At 70.7% G+C, this 17,782-nt stretch carries 19 protein-coding genes; 8 read left to right on the top strand and 11 right to left on the bottom strand.

The features are described from left to right. Window positions 1-73 precede the first annotated feature (73 nt). Window positions 74-379, bottom strand: a complete 306-nt coding sequence (locus tag J2S43_RS30225; protein WP_306834968.1) for a S26 family signal peptidase — start codon at window positions 377-379, stop codon at window positions 74-76. A 78-nt stretch (window positions 380-457) separates the two neighbouring features. Here J2S43_RS30225 and sodN point away from each other — a divergent pair, with 78 nt between their 5' ends. From sodN to J2S43_RS30210, 3 genes are all read left to right on the top strand, one after another. Next, complete coding sequence (gene sodN, locus J2S43_RS30220) at window positions 458-862, top strand: superoxide dismutase, Ni (RefSeq protein WP_306834967.1); 405 nt, start codon at window positions 458-460, stop codon at window positions 860-862. 156 nt (window positions 863-1,018) lie between these two features. Continuing rightward, entirely contained in the window at window positions 1,019-1,408 is a 390-nt protein-coding gene (locus J2S43_RS30215) for an ATP-binding protein (protein WP_370881791.1), read from the top strand. Between the two features lie 323 nt (window positions 1,409-1,731). After that, window positions 1,732-2,613, top strand: a complete 882-nt coding sequence (locus J2S43_RS30210) for an alpha/beta hydrolase family protein (RefSeq protein ID WP_306834965.1) — start codon at window positions 1,732-1,734, stop codon at window positions 2,611-2,613. Window positions 2,614-2,774: 161 nt separating this feature from the next. On the opposite strand, the gene J2S43_RS30205 is transcribed toward J2S43_RS30210, so the two are convergent. The 5 genes from J2S43_RS30205 to J2S43_RS30185 form a co-directional block, all read right to left on the bottom strand. Next, window positions 2,775-3,089: a DUF2283 domain-containing protein gene (locus tag J2S43_RS30205; protein ID WP_306834964.1), complete on the bottom strand. Its 315-nt coding sequence runs from the start codon at window positions 3,087-3,089 to the stop codon at window positions 2,775-2,777. 14 nt (window positions 3,090-3,103) lie between these two features. Beyond that, window positions 3,104-3,325 carry a DUF4258 domain-containing protein gene (locus J2S43_RS30200; RefSeq protein ID WP_306834963.1) on the bottom strand — a complete coding sequence of 74 codons (222 nt, stop codon included), beginning with the start codon at window positions 3,323-3,325 and terminating at the stop codon, window positions 3,104-3,106. Window positions 3,326-3,329: 4 nt separating this feature from the next. Further along, window positions 3,330-3,749: a DUF6941 family protein gene (locus J2S43_RS30195; protein ID WP_306834962.1), complete on the bottom strand. Its 420-nt coding sequence runs from the start codon at window positions 3,747-3,749 to the stop codon at window positions 3,330-3,332. 250 nt (window positions 3,750-3,999) lie between these two features. Then, window positions 4,000-4,377, bottom strand: a complete 378-nt coding sequence (locus tag J2S43_RS30190; protein WP_306834961.1) for a hypothetical protein — start codon at window positions 4,375-4,377, stop codon at window positions 4,000-4,002. Then, complete coding sequence (locus tag J2S43_RS30185; RefSeq protein WP_306834960.1) at window positions 4,374-4,655, bottom strand: hypothetical protein; 282 nt, start codon at window positions 4,653-4,655, stop codon at window positions 4,374-4,376. Before J2S43_RS30185 ends, J2S43_RS30190 begins: the two co-directional genes overlap by 4 nt. Window positions 4,656-4,750: 95 nt before the next feature. Here J2S43_RS30185 and J2S43_RS30180 point away from each other — a divergent pair, with 95 nt between their 5' ends. Next, complete coding sequence (locus tag J2S43_RS30180; protein ID WP_306834959.1) at window positions 4,751-5,182, top strand: hypothetical protein; 432 nt, start codon at window positions 4,751-4,753, stop codon at window positions 5,180-5,182. 1,326 nt (window positions 5,183-6,508) lie between these two features. Here the strand turns inward: J2S43_RS30180 and J2S43_RS30175 are convergent. Beyond that, window positions 6,509-7,429, bottom strand: coding sequence for an alpha/beta hydrolase family protein (locus J2S43_RS30175; RefSeq protein ID WP_442320073.1), 921 nt, complete (start codon window positions 7,427-7,429; stop codon window positions 6,509-6,511). Between the two features lie 229 nt (window positions 7,430-7,658). Between J2S43_RS30175 and J2S43_RS30170 the strand changes: the two genes are divergently transcribed. Then, on the top strand, window positions 7,659-7,841 hold the full coding sequence (locus tag J2S43_RS30170; RefSeq protein ID WP_306834957.1) for a hypothetical protein: 183 nt from the start codon (window positions 7,659-7,661) through the stop codon (window positions 7,839-7,841). Between the two features lie 32 nt (window positions 7,842-7,873). Here the strand turns inward: J2S43_RS30170 and J2S43_RS30165 are convergent, their stop codons facing one another. The 4 genes from J2S43_RS30165 to J2S43_RS30150 form a co-directional block, all read right to left on the bottom strand. Then, window positions 7,874-8,971 carry an acetate kinase gene (locus J2S43_RS30165; RefSeq protein ID WP_306834956.1) on the bottom strand — a complete coding sequence of 366 codons (1,098 nt, stop codon included), beginning with the start codon at window positions 8,969-8,971 and terminating at the stop codon, window positions 7,874-7,876. Beyond that, window positions 8,968-11,055, bottom strand: a complete 2,088-nt coding sequence (gene pta, locus J2S43_RS30160) for a phosphate acetyltransferase (RefSeq protein ID WP_306834955.1) — start codon at window positions 11,053-11,055, stop codon at window positions 8,968-8,970. The genes J2S43_RS30165 and pta overlap by 4 nt, the downstream gene beginning before the upstream one ends. Before the next feature lie 85 nt (window positions 11,056-11,140). Further along, a complete protein-coding gene (locus tag J2S43_RS30155; RefSeq protein ID WP_306834954.1) occupies window positions 11,141-11,320 on the bottom strand; it encodes a DUF6104 family protein in 180 nt (59 codons plus the stop codon). 162 nt (window positions 11,321-11,482) lie between these two features. Beyond that, window positions 11,483-15,169, bottom strand: coding sequence for a multifunctional oxoglutarate decarboxylase/oxoglutarate dehydrogenase thiamine pyrophosphate-binding subunit/dihydrolipoyllysine-residue succinyltransferase subunit (locus J2S43_RS30150; protein ID WP_306834953.1), 3,687 nt, complete (start codon window positions 15,167-15,169; stop codon window positions 11,483-11,485). Window positions 15,170-15,579: 410 nt separating this feature from the next. Between J2S43_RS30150 and J2S43_RS30145 the strand changes: the two genes are divergently transcribed. The 3 genes from J2S43_RS30145 (at window position 15,580) to J2S43_RS30135 (ending at window position 17,745) form a co-directional block, all read left to right on the top strand. Then, complete coding sequence (locus J2S43_RS30145; protein ID WP_306834952.1) at window positions 15,580-16,563, top strand: lysophospholipid acyltransferase family protein; 984 nt, start codon at window positions 15,580-15,582, stop codon at window positions 16,561-16,563. A gap of 127 nt (window positions 16,564-16,690) precedes the next feature. Continuing rightward, complete coding sequence (locus J2S43_RS30140) at window positions 16,691-16,825, top strand: hypothetical protein (RefSeq protein ID WP_306834951.1); 135 nt, start codon at window positions 16,691-16,693, stop codon at window positions 16,823-16,825. Further along, window positions 16,822-17,745 (top strand): PadR family transcriptional regulator, encoded by a 924-nt coding sequence (locus J2S43_RS30135; protein WP_306834950.1) that lies wholly within the window; start codon window positions 16,822-16,824, stop codon window positions 17,743-17,745. The genes J2S43_RS30140 and J2S43_RS30135 overlap by 4 nt, the downstream gene beginning before the upstream one ends. Window positions 17,746-17,782 lie beyond the last annotated feature (37 nt).

The following is a 17,782-nucleotide window of genomic DNA, read 5'->3' as shown; positions in this document are numbered from 1 at the left end:
CCCGGTGTAGCGGCCGAGCATAGTGCCCGGCGTGCACCCCACGGGTGAGTGGGGTCGAACTCGACAGTAACGGTCAGCGGCCCAGGAGCGACGGCCTCGGCCAGTATCGAAATGTCACACGACCGCGCACATCGGCCACACCGTACGCCCGGGAATCGTCCGTGATCAGGGCATTGTCGCCCTGCAGCCACCAGCCCCCGTCCTGCTCCCGCACGGCCCGCTTGATGACGAGCAGCCCGGGCCGGGACCGGAACTCGCCCACCACCACGTCGCCGGGCCGGATCCGGGCGCGCTCCCACACCAGCACCGCGTCACCGTGACGCAGCGTCGGCACCATCGACGGCCCGTGCACCAGAACCGGCAGAATCACGCGTTTCACCTCTCTCGGTCCGGGCACGAGTGCCAGGAGTAGTGTTCCCACTGAGGATCATCGCAACTGCTCACCGGAGGATTCCTGATGCGACTCCCGCGCATGTTTACTCCTCGCACCGTTGCCAGCGCCCACTGCGACCTGCCGTGCGGCATCTACGACCCGGCTCAGGCCCGCATCGAGGCGGAGTCGGTCAAGGCGATCTGCGAGAAGTACCAGGCCAACCAGGACCCGGAGTTCCGCACTCGGGCCCTGATCATCAAGGAGCAGCGCTCCGAGCTGGTCAAGCACCACCTGTGGGTGCTGTGGACCGACTACTTCAAGCCCCCGCACTTCGAGAAGTACCCGCAGCTGCACAGCCTCTTCAACGAGGCCACGAAGCTCGCGGGCGCCGCCGGCGCCAAGGGCTCGGCCGACCCGGCCAAGGCCGAGGAGCTGCTCGGCAAGATCGAGGAGATCTCCAAGATCTTCTGGGAGACCAAGCAGGCCTGAACCGGCCCGCCGTCCCGGCCGGTGCACTCCTCACGGTGCGCCGGCCGGCGTGCTGCAATGATCCGCTGGAAATACCACACCGACACGTCGCACCTCACGGGCGGCGGAGGCGGTAGAGTCGCCGATCGGGGGGATGGCCCGGTGACTGATCTGACGATGGAACCCACGACGGACGACGACGTCGTGCTGCTCACGGTGCCCGCCGACGGCGGCTACCTCAGCGTGCTGCGCACCGCGACGGCCGGCCTCGCGGCCCGCCTGCACTTCGCACTCGACGAGATCGAAGATCTCCGCATCGCCGTCGACGAGGCCTGCGCCATGCTCCTCGCGATCGCACCGCGCGGCGCCGACCTGGAGTGCCGCTTCTCGGTCACCGAGGACGCGCTCACGGTCCAGGTCAGCGTGCCCACGGTCCGCGGCGCCAAGCTGCCGTCCGAGTCCAGCTTCGCCTGGAAGGTCCTCACCGCCCTGACGACCGCCGCCTCCGCCGGCGCCGCCGACGGCAAGGCCACCATCACGCTGCTGACCCGCCGCACCAGCTTCTGACCGCGTTCTCACTCGCCACGAAGCCTCCGGCAACCCGACCGCCGGCACACCGACGGCCCGATCCTCCCGCTTCCGGCGTGGTCCGGCCCGACTCAGGCGGGACCCTTGCTCTGCTTACTGACCTTTCGACGTCGGGTGAGCCGCCGGCCTGAATCACCAGAAGACCGCCGCCCGGTGACTCCGACGCCGAAGGACCAGTGCCTCGCGCTTCATGCCGGCGGGCGGCACGTGTGGGTGGGTGCGGTGGTCGATGGGGGTGTTGCGCGGGCACAATCGGGCGGGTGCGCCGCCGCCGTGAAGTGCTTGCTCTCGTCGTACCGCTGATGCTGTTGCCCGCGGGTTGTGGGGTTGATCTCGGCGGTGGGGGGAGTCCGGCGCGACCGGCCGCGGCCGAGCCGACGCCGGAGGATGCGGGGCCGCCGCCGCCCGGGGTCGCGCCGGCGGAGACGTTCGAGGTGGGGCAGCGGACGCTGCGGCTGGCGCGCGGAGAGCGGGAGTTGCCGACCACGGTGTGGTACCCGGAGTCGGAGAGCGGCGAGTTCCCGGTCGTGATCTTCAGTCACGGGCTGGGCGGTAGGCCGGCCGACTACCGCAACCTGCTGGCGAGCTGGGCCGCGGCCGGATTCGTGGTGGCCGCGCCGGCCTATCCGAACACGACGGCCGGCAGCCAGCAGAACGCGCTCGACGTGCTCAACCAGCCGGCCGACGCGGCGCACGTGCTGACCGCGGTGCTGGCGCTGAACGACGAGGACGGCGACCGCCTCTCCGGCCGCCTGCTCACCGACCGCGTCGCCGCGGCCGGTCACTCCGCCGGCGGCATCACCACGATCGGCGAGTTCACCCGCGGCCGCGACACCCGCCTCGACGCCGGCATCGTGCTGGCCGGCAGCACGCTCGGCGTCGGCACCGGCTTCTCCGGCAAGGAGACCCCGATGCTGTTCATCCACGGCCAACTCGACCAGGTCGTGCCGTACTCATCGGGTAAATCCGCCTATGACGCGGTCCCGTGGCCGAAGGCCATGCTGACGCTGCCGGAGGGCGACCATGTCGGTGCGCTCTCCCGCGGGGACGCGTTCGAGCTGCTGGCGGCCACCACGACCGAGTTCCTCCGCTGGTCTCTCTACGGCGACGAGGGCGCCCGGGACCGCATCGCCGAGGCGGCCGAATCCGGCGGCGACATCGCCGAATTCGACGACGAGCTGTAGAACCCGTGTCGACGTGGGGGCCGGAGCGAGGCGCGGTCCAGGTGTCGGCTGGGTGTTGCGGCGCGGACGCCCTCATACCGGTGTTGTATGTGAGTTTTCGCGACGTGCGGCAGGTGGCGCCTGGGCCTCGCCGCAGCCCGTCTCCCACGTCGATACAGGCTCTAGCAGGGCGCTTGAACGAGGCGGGACATGTCGATGGACCGGAAGGCGTCGCTCACGTGAAAGGGGCGGCGAAAGCCGTCCGCGATCGAGGCGAGCGTGTCGACGGTGGCCGCGTTCAGGGCGAACCGCTCGCTGATCGCCGCGAGGGGCCACTCCCGACAGGGGCGGAGGATCTCGATGCCGATCGGGTTGCCCGCGGCGTCCACGTCGACGACGGTGCCCGGATCGAACTCCACGGTGCGCACCGGCGCGCCGTGCGCGAGGGTCACGTAGACCGCGTCGGCCTCCCTGTCATGCACGGTGCTGATCGCCATCGCGCTGGCCTCCCTCATCGGCTCGCCCAGACGGCCGTGATCACGAACTCCTCGTCGCCGGCCCGTACGCACACCTTAAGCTCCTCGCCCGTGGCGGCGTAGCCGTAGATCCAGACGGTGCCGGGCTCGCCGGCCTCACGCCGGATCGGATTGCGGAGTGCCTTCTCCACGTCCTCGATCAGGATGTCGCGTTGCCACATCCGTTGCAGGGCATGCTCGGTGAAGTCGAGTGGCACGGCGTCACGTCCTTTCCGGCGGCTGGTCGACGACCACGAACGGGATGGTCTTGAGAAGCACGCCGCCGACGAGGAACCTCAATCTGTGTCGTCCGAAGTCCTGCAGGGGAAGCACGATGTTGGCGGCGAGGATGGCGCGCAGGAGATCGGGATGCGTCTCGGCACCGACGTCGCGGACCGAGGACACCCCGCGGAAACTGACGATCGTGCGGTCGTCCGGCCCCTGGAAGTCCAGTTCGGTGCGGGGCAGGCCGTCGGCCGGCACCACCGCGTCGGCGAAGCTCACCCGGGCGGCGATCCCGATCGGCACGACGCCGGGCAGCTGCTCGATGTAGATCCGGTCGATGCCGGCGGCGACCAGGTGCACGATGGCGCCCTCGGCGCGCACGTGGTCGCAGAGCATCAGGAAGTCCAGTTCCGGCACGGTGAGCCCTTTCAGTCGTCACTCAGGCGCCCGCACTGCCCTGTGGTGACGACGCTTTCGTTCGGCGGCGGCTATTCGCCGATAACATAGTCGATTATGTGCGGGCGCGGAACGGCGGTATCCAAAACTGGTGCCGGGGTGGTACGCAGGCGCTCAGGACCATGCGAGGCATCACTCCGCTGCCCATGAACGGCCGGCGCTTCGGCGGACCCTGACCAACCATCACGAGCCACTCGAGGTGGCGCGCCGGCTATGCCGCCGAGATGATCGGCCCGCCGTCGGGAAGGTCGCTGTACAGCTCGGGCTGAGTGGTGAGCAGACTCGCGTCGAGGTCGACGGCGGCGGACGCCGCATCCATTCGGCCGACGACGTCGGTGTAGGCGGCCACGTCGCGCCACACCTCCGCAGCGGGGGCGAGGATCACCGTGGACTCGCGCGCGACCAAGTGATGGAGCAGGTCCGCTTCGGCGATCAGCCGGTGGGACTCGATGAGACAGAGCAGCGGCAGGCCCACCACGGCGCCCTCGTCGAGCACCTCCGACATCGGCTCACCGACGTGCACGGAGCCGCGACAGAACGCGGCGATCGCTGAAGCGTCGAGCAGGATGCGTATCGGGCGGTCGGTCATTCGGCACCCCGCGGCGGCAGGCCGAGCTGCCGGCGGAGGGCATCTCGCTTCTCCCGGGTCCACTCCCGCTCGACGGCCAGGCGCCGCTCACGAGCGCGGCGCTTGCCCTCCTCGGTCACGGTGATGCCCACGGCGGCGAACAGATCGAAATCACCGGACGGCGGTCCCTGCTCCGCGGGGGTGGCCATGGACTCGGAGTGGTCCCGCCCCCGCGACTCGGGCGGACTCACCGGCGGCGGAGTCCGCTTCGCCGGATGCGGATCGACAGGCGCTGGCATGAATCGCTCCAGGGGTAGCGGGAACCGTCGATACCAACATAGTCGATTATGTGCGCGCATGGGGGCGGGCCGGTGGGGCCGGTATCGTACGGGGGGTGAGCACTGAGTCCGCTTCCCCCGCGGCCCTGCCCGTTGTCTCGCCGCTGACGCTGAAGGCGGCGGTGTTGCTGCTGAAGGCGCAGGCCGTGGTGGTCGGGGCGATCGCGATCTTCCTGGTCTTCAAGGACATCACCTCCACGCCGACGGATCTCGGGGTGGCGCTGAGCCTCACGGTCTTCACGGTGCTGGCATCCGCGGCCATCTACGCGATCGCGCGGGCGCTGGGGAATCACCGGGGCGGGGCGCGGGCGCCCGGCATCGTGGTGCAGCTGATGCTGCTGGCGATCGGTTACTACATGATTCAGGGCGGCCTGGCGTGGCTGGGAATCGCGCTGATCGTGCTGGGGATCGCGGTGGTGGCCCTGATCGTGGCGCCGCCGTCGACGCGGGCGCTGGGTTACGGACCGCAGGAGAACGACGCGTCCTGAGGCCGGCGGGTCCGCAGGGGGCGCCGGGTCGCAACCGGGCCATGAGCCCGTGTGGGCCGCGGTGTCCACCCGGAAGCCGGCCCCCGACGAGACCGCCGCTGCGGCGACGGCATGCCGCTGCGGCGCCGGTTACCGCTGCGGCGCGGGTTACCGTTGCGGCGCCGGTTACCGCTACGGCGCGGCATGCCGGTGCCAGCTTGTCCGCAGAGGGCGGCTTCGTTGCGCGACGCCGGGACGCGCGCGCCGTGTGCGGGTTATGGGCGCGAGTGCACAACCTGCCGCAGGCCGGCACGTCATGCCCGAATTCCGGACAAAGTCCGTGGGTAACACGCTTCGCCGCGCCGGATGGGTCGGCGTTGCCGGGTCTGAATGCCTGTGTGATCAATCAGTTGAGCAAAAGGTAGATCAAACATCGAAGATGACCTCTCTTTTGCTCAACTGATTGATCACACAGGGTCAAATGATGGCGTTGCGTTGAGTCGGCACTCCCGGCCGGAGTGGGATTCGGCGATATTTCGGGCGCGCGGCGCGGCTTCGGGACGAGAGGTACCCGCAGGGGTCGACCGGACGGGCGTTGCAGCGCGCTCATAGATCTTCGGTGATCTGCGGCGGCTACGAGCTGACGATCCGGGCACGAAGTGCCTGCCCTCCCGGGGTAAGCAGAGCAAAGCGTCTCCGAAGCCCGCCGCAGCGGTGGCGACCATAGACCGATATTTCGGGCACGAAGTGCCCGCGCTCGCGGACACGGAACCCATGCTTCGACGCGTCGGGTGACGCCGCACCGTTTCATGCCGTAGGTCGCCGGGCGCAGGGTGATCGGCGGCAGGGCCGCGTGGGTTCCGGTGACCACACGGACACCGGCTCCGACGCGGCGACCGGAGCGGAGCGCTAGCGGAGTCGGAGGCCTCCGCGCGGTTTGCCCGCGGGAGCGACTCCGTTGCCCATTCGGCGGTGGCTCGCCGTAAAGGATCATTGACCGACACGAAAGAGAGGTCAACTTCGATATTCAACCTCTCTTTCGTGTCGGTCAATGATCCTTCGGGCATGAGTGGTCGCGACAGCACGCGACCACCACGCCGGCTTCCGCTCGACGCTGTCCGAGCTATGGCGGAAATAATGCGAAATTTCGGGCTGGTGCTTCCGGTCTCCGGGCAGGGCTCGCGGCTTCCGATGCCGAATGGGCAACGGAGTCGGGAGCAGGCGGGCTGGGCCGTGCTGGGAGTGGGTAGGTCGGGGTCTGGGGTTGGTCCCCAGGCTGGCTCAAGCGCCCGCGGGAGCAGGTGGGCTGGGCCGTGCTGGGAGTGGGTAGGTCGGGGTCCGGGGTCTTCAGATCTTGCCGGTGATGGTGGAGACGCCGGGGAGGGTGGCGTCGACCGGGAGGCGGGTGCGGGCGTTTCGGTCGCCGTAGAGGGTCCAGCGGAGGAAGTCGGTCATCGTGTCGTTGGCCTCGGAGAAGCCGCGGTTGCCGGGCGTGAGGTATTCGCCGTGGCCCTGGCCGGCGAGCGTGACGAAGGCCTTGGGCCACGGGACGCGGTCGTAGGCGGCGCGCGCGACGTAGGGGGCGACGACCGGGTCGGCACCGCCGTGCACGAAGAGCAGGGCGGCCTCGGGGCCGGCGAACGTGCCGGGGAGGCCGCCGCCGGCGATCACGATGCCGGCGCGCAGGCGTGGGTCGTGGCCCTCGGTGAACAGGCCGGCGCTGGTGAAGCCGCCGGCGGAGTGGCCGGCGGCGGCGATGTGGTCGACGTCGAGGCGGCCCTTGAACATGTCGCCGCGCAGCGTGTCGCGCCGGACCAGGTCCCCGATCACCAGTTCCGCGTCACCGGGCTGGTTGCGGACGTCCCACCGCTGGAAGTTCGCGGTGCGGGCGTGGGTGAACGGGTACGCCGGGGCGGCGACCACGAAGCCGGCGGCGGCCCAGCGGGTGAGCAGCGCGGTGAAGTGTTGTGGCGAGCCCTTGAGCCCGTGGCTGAACAGCACGATCGGGAAGCGGCCGGCGGCGGGGCGGGCGTCGGGGCGGATGCGCTGCTCGCCCTTGCGGCCGTCCGCCGGGTACCACACCGTGGTGGGCAGCGGGCGGTCCGGGCCGCGTGCCAGATCCAGCGTGCGGACACCCACGGGGTACGGTGTGACGGGTGCCACGCCCGCGGCCCGGCTGAGCGCCTCCGGTGCGGCGGCCTGCGCGGCCTGGCATGCGGCGAGCGCGATCAGCAGGGTGGCGGTGAGCAGCACACGCGCGCCCCGCATCGTCATGTCTGGAACGGTAGGGGTGCGACCGGTCATCGACCCTGGCCGAACGGCTGGTTCTGATGAGGCCGCGCAGATACATTACCTTCAGTGTCTAGATCGCTACTTTGCGTGTAGCGATTTGACGGACCTCGATGGAAATGTGCCCCATGGAGTGCTTTTTCGGGCCACGTGTCGGCTAGGCGTACGGCTGTGCGTGAATGTCGTAGCGCTTCGCTATCGTCGGGGCATGGCAGATGAGTACGAGGACCCGAGCGGCAGCACCATGGCGTTCCGGGCCTACATGAACCGTCAGGAGCAGGAGCAGCAGGCCGAGGCGGCTCCCGTCAAGTCCAGCAACCTTCCGCTGATCATCGGCGGGGTGGTGGCGGCGGTCGCCGTCGTGGCGGTCGTGCTCTTCTTCGTTCTGTAAGTCCTGAAGTCCTGAAGTCCGGTAAGTCCCGGTCAGTCGCCGAGAACGGCGCGGGCCTGCGTGGCGATCTCGAGTTCCTCGTCGGTCGGCACGACGCACACCACCACCCGCGACGCCTCGGTGGAGACGATCCGTTCGCCGCGCTCCGGCGCGGCGTTCCGGTCCGCGTCCACCTCGATGCCGAGCGCGGACAGCCCGGCCAGCGCGGCCGCGCGCACCGTCGCCGAGTTCTCGCCGACGCCCGCGGTGAACGTGATCGCGTCCACCCGGCCCAGCACCGCGTAATACGCGCCGACCAGCTCCTTGATCCGCCGGGTGTAGACGCCGAACGCGAGCGCGGCCGCCTCGTCGCCGCCCGCCCGGCGCGACTCGACCTCCCGCATGTCGCTGACGCCGGCCAGGCCGCGCATGCCGCTCCGCTTGTTCAGCAGGTCGTCGATCTCGTCCAGCGACATGCCTCCGACCCGGTGCAGGTGGAAGATGATCGCGGGGTCCAGGCTGCCGCTGCGCGTGCCCATCACCAGGCCCTCCAGCGGGGACAGTCCCATCGAGGTGGCGACGCTGCGGCCGCCCTCGACCGCGGCCGCGCTGGCGCCGTTGCCGAGGTGCAGTGTGATCACGTTGGTGTGCCGGTTCTCCCTGCCCAGAAGCGCGGCCGTGCGGCGGGAGACGTACGCGTGCGAGGTGCCGTGGAAGCCGTACCGGCGGACACGGTTCTTCCGCGCTGTCTCCGCGTCGATCGCGTAGGTGGCGGCCTCCGGCGGCAGCGTGCTGTGGAACGCGGTGTCGAAGACCGCGACCTGGGGTACGTCCGGCAGCAGCTTGCGCGCGGTCTCGATGCCCGCGAGGTTCGCCGGGTTGTGCAGCGGCGCCAGCGGGATCAGCCGCTCGATCGTGCGCACCACGTCGTCGTCGATCAGCGTGGGCTCGGTGAAGTCCGGGCCGCCGTGCACGACCCGGTGGCCGACCGCGTCGAGATTCCGCAGATCGAGTTCGCTGAGCACGTCCCGCAGCGCAGCCTGATGATCGGTGACCTCCTCCACCAGTCCTTTCGCGACCGTGTCCGTGCCGTCGAAGAGGCGGTACTTCAGGGAGGACGACCCGGTGTTGAGCACCAGTACGCGTGTCACTTCGCTTCTCCGGCGGCCTGGATCGCGGTGATCGCGACCGTGTTGACGATGTCCTTGACGGTGGCGCCCCGGGAGAGATCGTTCACCGGCCGGCGCAGCGCCTGCATGACCGGGCCGACCGCGACCGCGTTCGCCGAGCGCTGCACCGCCTTGTACGTGTTGTTGCCGGTGTTCAGGTCCGGGAAGACGAACACCGTGGCCCTGCCCGCGACCGTGCTGTCCGGCAGCTTCGTCGCGGCCACGCCCGGGTCGATCGCGGCGTCGTACTGGATCGGGCCCTCGACCGGCAGGTCCGGGCGGCGTTCGCGGACGATCCGGGTGGCGGCCGCGACCTTCTCCACGTCCGCGCCCGCGCCGGAGGTGCCGGTCGAGTAGGAGAGCATCGCCACGCGCGGCTCGATGCCGAACCGGGCCGCGGTCTCCGCGGAGGAGAGCGCGATGTCGGCGAGCTGCTCCGCGTTCGGGTCCGGGTTGACCGCGCAGTCGCCGTAGACCAGCACCCGGTCGGCCAGCAGCATGAAGAAGACGCTGGACGCCACGGAGACGCCGGGCACGGTCTTGATGATCTCGAAGGCCGGGCGGATCGTGGCCGCGGTGGTGTGCGTGGCGCCGGAGACCATGCCGTCCGCGCGCCCGGTGTGCACCATCATCGTGCCGAAGTAGCTGACGTCCCGGACCACGTCGCGGGCCAGCTCCAGCGTCATCGCGCGGTGCTTGCGGATCTCCGCGTACGTCTCGGCGAACTCCTCGGCCCACTCGCTGGCCGCGGGGTTCGCGATCTCCGCGCCGCCGATCTCCAGGCCCAGCTCGCGGGCCTTGCGGGTGATCTCGTCCGGGTCGCCGAGCAGCGTCAGGTCGGCCACGCCGCGGCGTAGCAGGATCTCGGTGGCGCGCAGGATGCGCTCCTCCGTGCCCTCCGGCAGCACCAGCCGCTTCCGGGCGGCGCGGGCCCGGTCGATCAGGTCGTACTCGAACATCATCGGCGTGACCCGGGCGCTGCGCGTGACGTCCAGCCGGCGGACCAGCTCCTCGGTGTCCACCATGGACTCGAACGCGCCGATCGCGGCCTGGACCTTGCGCGGGTTGCGGCCGTTCAGGCCCGCCTCGATCCGGCTGGCGGCCGCGATCGTGTGGTAGCTGTCGGTCTTCACGGACAGCACGGCCAGGCCGCTGTGCAGGCTCTCGATCAGCCGCGCGACCCGGGCGTCCGGGCGCTCGCCGAGCGTCAGCACCAGGCCGGCCACCGACACCTCACCGGCCGCGTGCGCGGCGGCCGCGGCCACCAGCAGGTCGGCCCGGTCCCCAGGAGTGATCATCAGGCAGCCGTCGGTCAAATGATCGAGCAGCACGGGTACGTGGGCCGCGCCGACCACCAGGTCCAGCACGTCGCGGTCGAGCGCCCGCGCGTCGCCGCTGAGCACCTCCGCGCCGAGCGCCTCGGCCAGCTCCGCCACGGTCGGCGCGGAGATGGTCGGCACCTCGGGGATGACGTAGGTGGGGACGGTCTGGTCCGCCGGCGCGGCGGTGCCGGCCGGCACCCGGTTCGCGATCACCGCGAGCACGGTGGCGCCCAGGTCCTGCACGCTGTGGTACGCGCCGCGCGCGGCGGAGGCGACCTCGTCCGCGTCCGCGTCCCGGCCGTCGACGACCGGGATCACCACGCTGCCGAACTCGGTCGCGAGCCGCACGTTGAACGCGAACTCGCGGGGCAGGCCCGGTCCCGGCTCGCCGTTGTCGTCGAAGTCGCTGCCGATCACCACGACCGCGTCGAAGTGCCGCTCCAGCGCGCGGTAGCGGTCCACCACGCGGGAGATCAGCTCCTCGCGGTGGCCGGCCGCCACCATCGCCGAGGCCTCCGCGAACGTGGTGCCGAACAGCTCCTCGTACGGCCGGTCTATCCGGTACCGCTCACGCAGCAGCGCGAGCATCGGGTCGGCCTCGCCGCGGGTCGCCACGAGCGGCCGGAACACGCCGACCCGCGGCGTCTGCCGGGAGAGGAGCTCGGCCAGGCCGAGCGCGATCGTTGACTTTCCGCCGCCGGGTCCGAGCCCGGCAATGTAGACGCTTCGCCCCACGAGCCTCAACCTACCCGTGGTGAGCGGTGCGACACCCAGGTCTTCGTACCTTGATCAACGTCACGCGGGACGTTGGTCACGATCTTCCGCTCGGCTACTCGTCGTCGGGGTCGTCCAGGCGGGCGAGCCAGGTGGCGAGGCGCTCGACCGGGGTCTCGAACTCGGGGTTGAGGTCGACGAAGTCGCGCAGGCGCTCGGCGACCCACTCGATGGTGACCTGCTCCTGGCCGCGGCGCTCGTTCAGCTCTTCGATGCCGCGATCGGTGAAGTACATGCTGCTCCTACATACGGGCGCTCCCCGCCACCCGGCGTTCCGGTGGCGGGGAGCGGTACTCGTACCCGCGAAGGCTCTTGATCTTGCGAGCCTCCGCGGATCTTGCGTTTCCTGCGGTCTTGCGCGTCTTGCGTGCCCTGCGGTCTTGCGTGCCCTGCGGTCTTACGGGCGGGGCAGGGACGCCTCGATGAGCGCGGCCTGCTCGGCCTCGTGCAGCTTGGCCGAGCCGACCGCCGGCGCGGCCGCGGACGGGCGGGAGATGCGGCGCAGGCGCAGGCCGTCGAGGTGCTCCAGCAGGTTCAGCGCGATGAAGCTCCACGCGCCCTGGTTGGCCGGCTCCTCCTGGACCCAGGCGAAGTCCTCCGCGTTCGGGTACTTCGCCAGCTCGGCCTTCAGCTCCTCGACGGGCAGCGGGTAGAGCTGCTCCATCCGGACGATGGCCGTGTCGGTGATCTTCCGCTCCGCGCGCGCCTGGACCAGGTCGTAGTAGACCTTGCCGCTGCAGAACAGCACGCGCTTCACGGCCGCGGCGTCGGGGACGCCGGCGTCGCCGATCACGGTCTGGAACGTGCCCGTCGTGAAGTCCGCGACGGACGACACGCACAGCTTGTGGCGCAGCAGCGACTTCGGCGTGAAGACGATCAGCGGCTTCCGCTTCGGCGACAGCGCCTGACGGCGCAGCAGGTGGAAGTGGTTCGCCGGGGTGGTCGGGTTCGCCACCCGGATGTTGTCCTCCGCGGCCAGCTGCAGCCAGCGCTCCGGGCGGCCGGACGTGTGGTCCGGGCCCTGACCCTCGTGGCCGTGCGGCAGCAGCAGCGTCAGCGCGTTCTGCTGGCCCCACTTGACCTCGCCGGACGAGATGAACTCGTCCGCGATCGACTGGGCGCCGTTCGCGAAGTCACCGAACTGCGCCTCCCAGAGCACCAGCGCCTCGGTGTTCTCCACCGAGTAGCCGTACTCGAAGCCCATCGCGGCGTATTCGGAGAGCAGCGAGTCGTGCGCGAAGAACCGGGCCTGGCCGGCCGCGAGCTGCCCGACCGGCAGGAAGTCCGCGCCGGTGCGCCCGTCGACCACGGCCGCGTGCCGCTGCACGAACGTGCCGCGGCGCGAGTCCTGGCCGGAGAGGCGGACCGTCACACCCTGGGTGAGCAGCGAGCCGAACGCGATGATCTCGCCGAAGCCCCAGTCGATGTTGCCCTCGCGGGCCATCTTGGCGCGCCGGTCGAGCAGCTGCTGGACCCGCTTGTGCGGCGTGAAGCCGTCGGGCAGGTCGATGTGCGCCTGACCGATCCGGGCCACGGTCTCCGCGTCGATCGCGGTCTCGACCACCGGCTCGGGCTCCTGTGAGACGACCCGGGCCCGGCGGCCGGAGGACGACGTGTTCGCGTCGCGGGTGGCCTTGAAGACCTGCTCCAGCTGACCCTGGTAGTCGCGCAGCTGCTCCTCCGCGTCCGCCACGGTGATGTCACCGCGGCCGATCAGCTCCTCGGTGTACGCCTTGCGGACGCTGCGCTTGTTGTCGATGATCGCGTACATCAGCGGGTTGGTCATCGACGGGTCGTCGCCCTCGTTGTGACCGCGGCGCCGGTAGCAGACCAGGTCGATCACCACGTCCTTGTTGAACGTCTGGCGGTATTCGAAGGCCAGCCGCGCGACCCGGACGACGGCCTCGGGGTCGTCGCCGTTCACGTGGAAGATCGGGGCCTGGATCATCCGGGCCACGTCCGTGCTGTAGAGCGAGGACCGGCTGTACTCCGGGGCGGTGGTGAAGCCGACCTGGTTGTTGACGACCACGTGCACGGTGCCACCGGTACGGTAACCGCGCAGCTGGGAGAGGTTGAGCGTCTCCGCGACCACGCCCTGGCCGGCGAACGCGGCGTCGCCGTGCACCATCAGCGGCAGGACCGTGTAGCCCTCCAGGCCGAGGTTGAGCCGGTCCTGCTTGGCGCGGACGATGCCCTCCAGGACCGGGTCGACGGCCTCCAGGTGCGACGGGTTCGCCGTGACGCTGACCGTGGTGCCGAACTCGCCGTCCGGCGTGGTGAACTTGCCGGTCATGCCCAGGTGGTACTTCACGTCGCCGGAGCCGTGCGCCGACTTCGGGTCCAGGTGGCCCTCGAACTCGGAGAAGATCTTCTCGTACGGCTTGCCGACGATGTTGGCCAGCACGTTCAGCCGGCCGCGGTGCGCCATGCCGATCACGACCTCGTCCAGCTGGTTCTCCGCGGAGGCCTGCAGGATCTCGTCGAGCAGCGGGATCAGCGACTCGCCGCCCTCCAGCGAGAAGCGCTTCTGACCGACGAACTTCGTCTGCAGGAACGTCTCGAACGCCTCGGCCGCGTTCAGCCGGTTGAGGATGTGCTTCTGCTCCTCCGGCGACGGCTTCTCGTACCTGATCTCGATGCGCTCCTGGACCCAGCGGCGCTCCTCCGGGTCCATGATGTGCATGTACTCGATGCCGACGCGGCGGCAGTACGAGTCGCGCAGCACGCCGAGCACGTCGCGGAGCTTCATCTTCTGCTTGCCCGCGAAGCCGCCGACCGGGAACTGGCGGTCCAGGTCCCACAGCGTGAGGCCGTGCTCCAGCACGTCGAGGTCCGGGTGCCGGCGGATCTCGAACTCCAGCGGGTCGGTGTCGGCCATCAGGTGACCGCGCACCCGGTACGCGTGGATGAGCTCGACGACGCGGGCGGCCTTGTCGATCTGGCCCTCGGACGTGCGGGCGACGTCGCGGACCCAGCGAACCGGCTCGTACGGCACGCGCAGGGCGGTGAAGATCTCGTCGTAGAAGCCGTGCTCGCCGAGCAGCAGCTCGTGCATGACCTTCAGGAACTCGCCGGACTGCGCACCCTGGATGATCCGGTGGTCGTAGGTGCTGGTCAGCGTGATGACCTTGCTGACGCCCAGTTCGGTGAGGGTCTCATCGGACATTCCGGCGTACGGCGCGGGGTACTCCATCGCGCCGACACCGATGATCGCGCCCTGGCCGACCGTCAGCCGCGGCATCGAGTGCACGGTGCCGATGCCGCCCGGGTTGGTCAGCGAGACGGTGGCGCCGGAGTGGTCCTCCATCGTCAGCTCGTTGCGGCGGGCGCGGCGGACGATCTCCTCGTAGGCCTGCCAGAAGCCGCGGAAGTCGAGGTTCTCGCAGCCCTTGACGCTCGGCACCACCAGCGATCGGGAACCGTCCGGCTTGGCCAGATCGATCGCGATGCCGAGGTTGACGTGCTCCGGCGTGACGATCGTGGGCTTGCCGTTGGTCTCGACGTAGTTGTTGTTCATCTCCGGGTGCAGCGCCAGCGCCTTGACCAGCGCGTAGCCGATCAGGTGGGTGAAGCTGACCTTGCCGCCCCGGCCGCGCGCGAGGTGGTTGTTGATCACGATGCGGTTGTCCACCAGCAGCTTCGCCGGGACCGCGCGGACGCTGGTGGCGGTCGGGACCGCCAGCGACGCCTCCATGTTCTGCACGATCTTGGCGGCGATGCCGCGCAACGGCGCGGTGCCGGGCGTGACCGTCTTCGGCTCCTTCTTCGCCGGGGCCTTGGCCTCCGGCTTCGGGGCCGCCTTCGGCTGCGGCTTCGCGGCCGGCTTCGGCGCGTCCTTCTTGGCGGCGGGCGCGTCGGTGCCCGCGCGCGCCGCGGAGCCCGCACCGGATGCCGCGGTGGCCTCCGCCGGCGTCGCGATCGAACCAGCATCCGCCGTCGGCTTGTAATCAGCGAAGAAGTCGTGCCACGCGGGATCCACGCTGGTGGGATCAGCGAGGTACCGCTGGTACATCTCTTCGACGATCCACTCGTTGGGGCCGAAGCCCGCCAGGGGATTGTCCTGCGAAGTTTGCTGGGTCGACACGGCCGGTATCGCCTCTTTCAGAGCGGTTTGTCTGTGTCGCGGTAGGTGACAGGCATTCGTTGACTGCCGCGAGCTGACGTGGGGTCAGACTTCGGTTTCCAGGCTACGCCGTGTGATTCGGGGTCATGTCGTCGACATCCGTCCGTGTCGAGATTCACAGCATTGGGGTCTTTCGGCCCTGGGCGCACGTTCGGTTGCCCGTGGGTGAAACATGTGCCTTGCGTGCCTGGTCACCGTGGATTCTCCGGCTCACACGCGGCCCGTTCGGCGTCCCCGAAGACCCCGTCCTGAGTCATGACACAGAGTCACGCGCATGAGTGATCTTGCTTGCGTGCATCGTTCATGTGCTTGACATCGGGATCGGGGGCGCGCGACACGCCACTGAGGGATCACCCGCTTACACAGTGAACATGGACACCGTTGACCCGTCGGGCGTCCTTCCCGGACCGGCCATCGTGCCGCCCTGGCGCCCGCCGCTGCCCGCCCCGCTCGCTCAGCCCCGGTCCAACTGCGACAGCGGCTGCCTGCCCGTCTCGAGCTTCCACCGGCGCGTCTCCGGCCTTCGCCGGGCCGTGCGTGCCGTGGCGCTGGTCGGCGCCTTGACCAGTGGTCTCGCGCTGCTGCCCTTCCTGCCCTTCCTGACCGGTTCCGGCCGGCACGCCGCCGGCCGCTGGTGGGCCCGCGCGGTGCTCGCCGCCGCCGGCGTCCGGCTCGTCGTGCGCGGCGCCGGTGCCGTGCCACGCCGCCGGGCGCTCCTCGTCGCCAACCACAACTCCTGGCTGGACACGGTCGCGCTGCTGGCCGTCTCGCCGGCCCGGATGACCGCCAAGCACGACATCCGCCACTGGCCGGTGATCGGTGTGCTGGCCACCCTGGTCGGCACGATCTTCATCGACCGCCGGCACCCGAGGATGCTGCCCGCCACCGTCGCCCGGATCGCCGCCGCGCTCCGCGAGGACGGCCTGGTCGCGGTCTTCCCGGCCGGCACGACCGGCTGCGGCGGCGCCGGCGGCCCCGGCCACCGCGCCGACAACTCCCTCACCGGCCGGTGGCGCCCGGCCGTGTTCCAGGCCGCCGTCGACGCCGGCGCGGTCGTCGTGCCGATCCGCCTCAGCTACCGCGAGGGCGCGAACGGCCCGGACAGCACCATCGCCACCTTCCTCTCCGCCGAGAGCCTCTTCGCCTGCGCCTTTCGGGTGATCGCGGTCCGCGGGCTGACGGCCGTCGTCACGGTCGAGCCGGCCCTGCACCCCGACCTGGACGCGGACCGCAAGGTCCTGGCCCGCGCCGCCGAGGGCGTCGTCCGTCCGTACCGCCGCCGCCCGGCTCCCGCCCCGGCCGCCGCGGCCGGCGCGCCCGCGCCGGTCCAGGACCGCCTGGACCTGGCCGCCTGACTCCATCCCACCAAGCCTCCGGCGCCGCACCGACGCGGCCCGGAGGCTTCTCGCGTCCCGGCGCCGATGCCGCGGACCGCTCCGGCCGATCGTGGGTATATCGCGATGTATCGCGTAGGATGGTGGCGTGGTCGGGAGTGTGTCGCGGGTCGAGCTGGAGGGTGGCGTGCTGCTGTCCAGGTTCGCCGTGGCCGCCGAGGACGACGGCGAGCCGGCCGCCGCCGGGCCGGTGCACCGCGACTCGGCCGAGGGGCTGGCATGACGGCCGTCTTCAGCCACGGGCGACTCCGGCTCTACCTGCTCAAACTGCTCGATGACGGCCCCAAGCACGGTTACGAGTTCATCCGCCTGCTGGAGAACCGCTTCCTCGGGCTCTACGCGCCGAGCGCCGGCACGATCTATCCACGGCTGGCCCGGCTGGAGGCCGAAGGCCTGGTGACGCACACCGCAGCCGGCGCACGCAAGACCTACGAGATCACCGGCGCGGGCCGGGACGAGTTGCGCGAGCGGGCCGGCGAGCTGCGGGCGCTGGAGGACGAGATCTCCGCGTCGATCAGCGACCTGAGCAGTCTGGCCGGTCAGATCCAGTCGCAGGTGCAGGGCTCGGTCCGCGACCTCAAGCGCGAGCTGCGCGACGCCACCCGGCAGTCCCGCCGCACCGAGCAGCCCACCTCGCGGTGGACGCCGCCCGCGCCACCACCTCCGTCCTGGCCCGGCTGGGAGCAACCGGCCCCGCCCGGCCCCCCGCACCCCCCCGGTGCCCCGGGCGCCCCGAAGGCCCCGGGTGCGCCGGGCGTCCCGGGTGCGCCGGGTGTTCCGGCCACGCCGAGCGAGCCGGGTGGCCGACATCCCGGATTCGGCTCGCCCGGTGGGGCCGGAGCAGCGGGAACGCCCCCGCTGAGCACGCCCAGTGGCATCCGGATCATCTTCGGCAGCGGTCATACCGGTCACCCCGAGCCACCCGACACGGTCCCGGGCACGGCCGGGCCGCGGAGCGCGACCGCCCCGGACGAGGCGACCGCCGCGAGCGAGCGGAGCGAGCTGGAGGAGGCGCTGGCGCTCTTCGCCGACGAGGCGCGGACCATGATCCGGGGCGTGCGGGCGACGGAGGACCAGGTCCGCGAGATCGGCGAGGTGCTGGACGCGACCCTGACCAGGATCCGCCGGCTGTTGCGCGGCTGAGGCCCGCGGAAGCGCCGCACGGCCGAGGGCCCGTCGG

The organism is Catenuloplanes nepalensis (assembly GCF_030811575.1).
Lineage (GTDB): Bacteria > Actinomycetota > Actinomycetes > Mycobacteriales > Micromonosporaceae > Catenuloplanes > Catenuloplanes nepalensis.
The sequence above is the reverse complement of the archived record's forward strand: the minus strand, read 5'-3'. Positions and strand labels throughout refer to the sequence as shown.

Bases quoted from the DNA above. Each gene is read 5' to 3' on its own strand.
- J2S43_RS30185 (WP_306834960.1), bottom strand. From the start codon at position 4,655: ATGCCAGCGCCTGTCGATCCGCATCCGGCGAAGCGGACTCCGCCGCCG.
- J2S43_RS30205 (WP_306834964.1), bottom strand. From the start codon at position 3,089: ATGGCGATCAGCACCGTGCATGACAGGGAGGCCGACGCGGTCTACGTG.
- J2S43_RS30135 (WP_306834950.1), top strand. From the start codon at position 16,822: ATGACGGCCGTCTTCAGCCACGGGCGACTCCGGCTCTACCTGCTCAAA.
- sodN (WP_306834967.1), top strand. From the start codon at position 458: ATGCGACTCCCGCGCATGTTTACTCCTCGCACCGTTGCCAGCGCCCAC.
- J2S43_RS30210 (WP_306834965.1), top strand. From the start codon at position 1,732: ATGCTGTTGCCCGCGGGTTGTGGGGTTGATCTCGGCGGTGGGGGGAGT.
- J2S43_RS30145 (WP_306834952.1), top strand. From the start codon at position 15,580: ATGGACACCGTTGACCCGTCGGGCGTCCTTCCCGGACCGGCCATCGTG.
- J2S43_RS30215 (WP_370881791.1), top strand. From the start codon at position 1,019: ATGGAACCCACGACGGACGACGACGTCGTGCTGCTCACGGTGCCCGCC.
- J2S43_RS30190 (WP_306834961.1), bottom strand. From the start codon at position 4,377: ATGACCGACCGCCCGATACGCATCCTGCTCGACGCTTCAGCGATCGCC.
- J2S43_RS30170 (WP_306834957.1), top strand. From the start codon at position 7,659: ATGGCAGATGAGTACGAGGACCCGAGCGGCAGCACCATGGCGTTCCGG.
- J2S43_RS30175 (WP_442320073.1), bottom strand. From the start codon at position 7,429: ATGCGGGGCGCGCGTGTGCTGCTCACCGCCACCCTGCTGATCGCGCTC.
- J2S43_RS30155 (WP_306834954.1), bottom strand. From the start codon at position 11,320: ATGTACTTCACCGATCGCGGCATCGAAGAGCTGAACGAGCGCCGCGGC.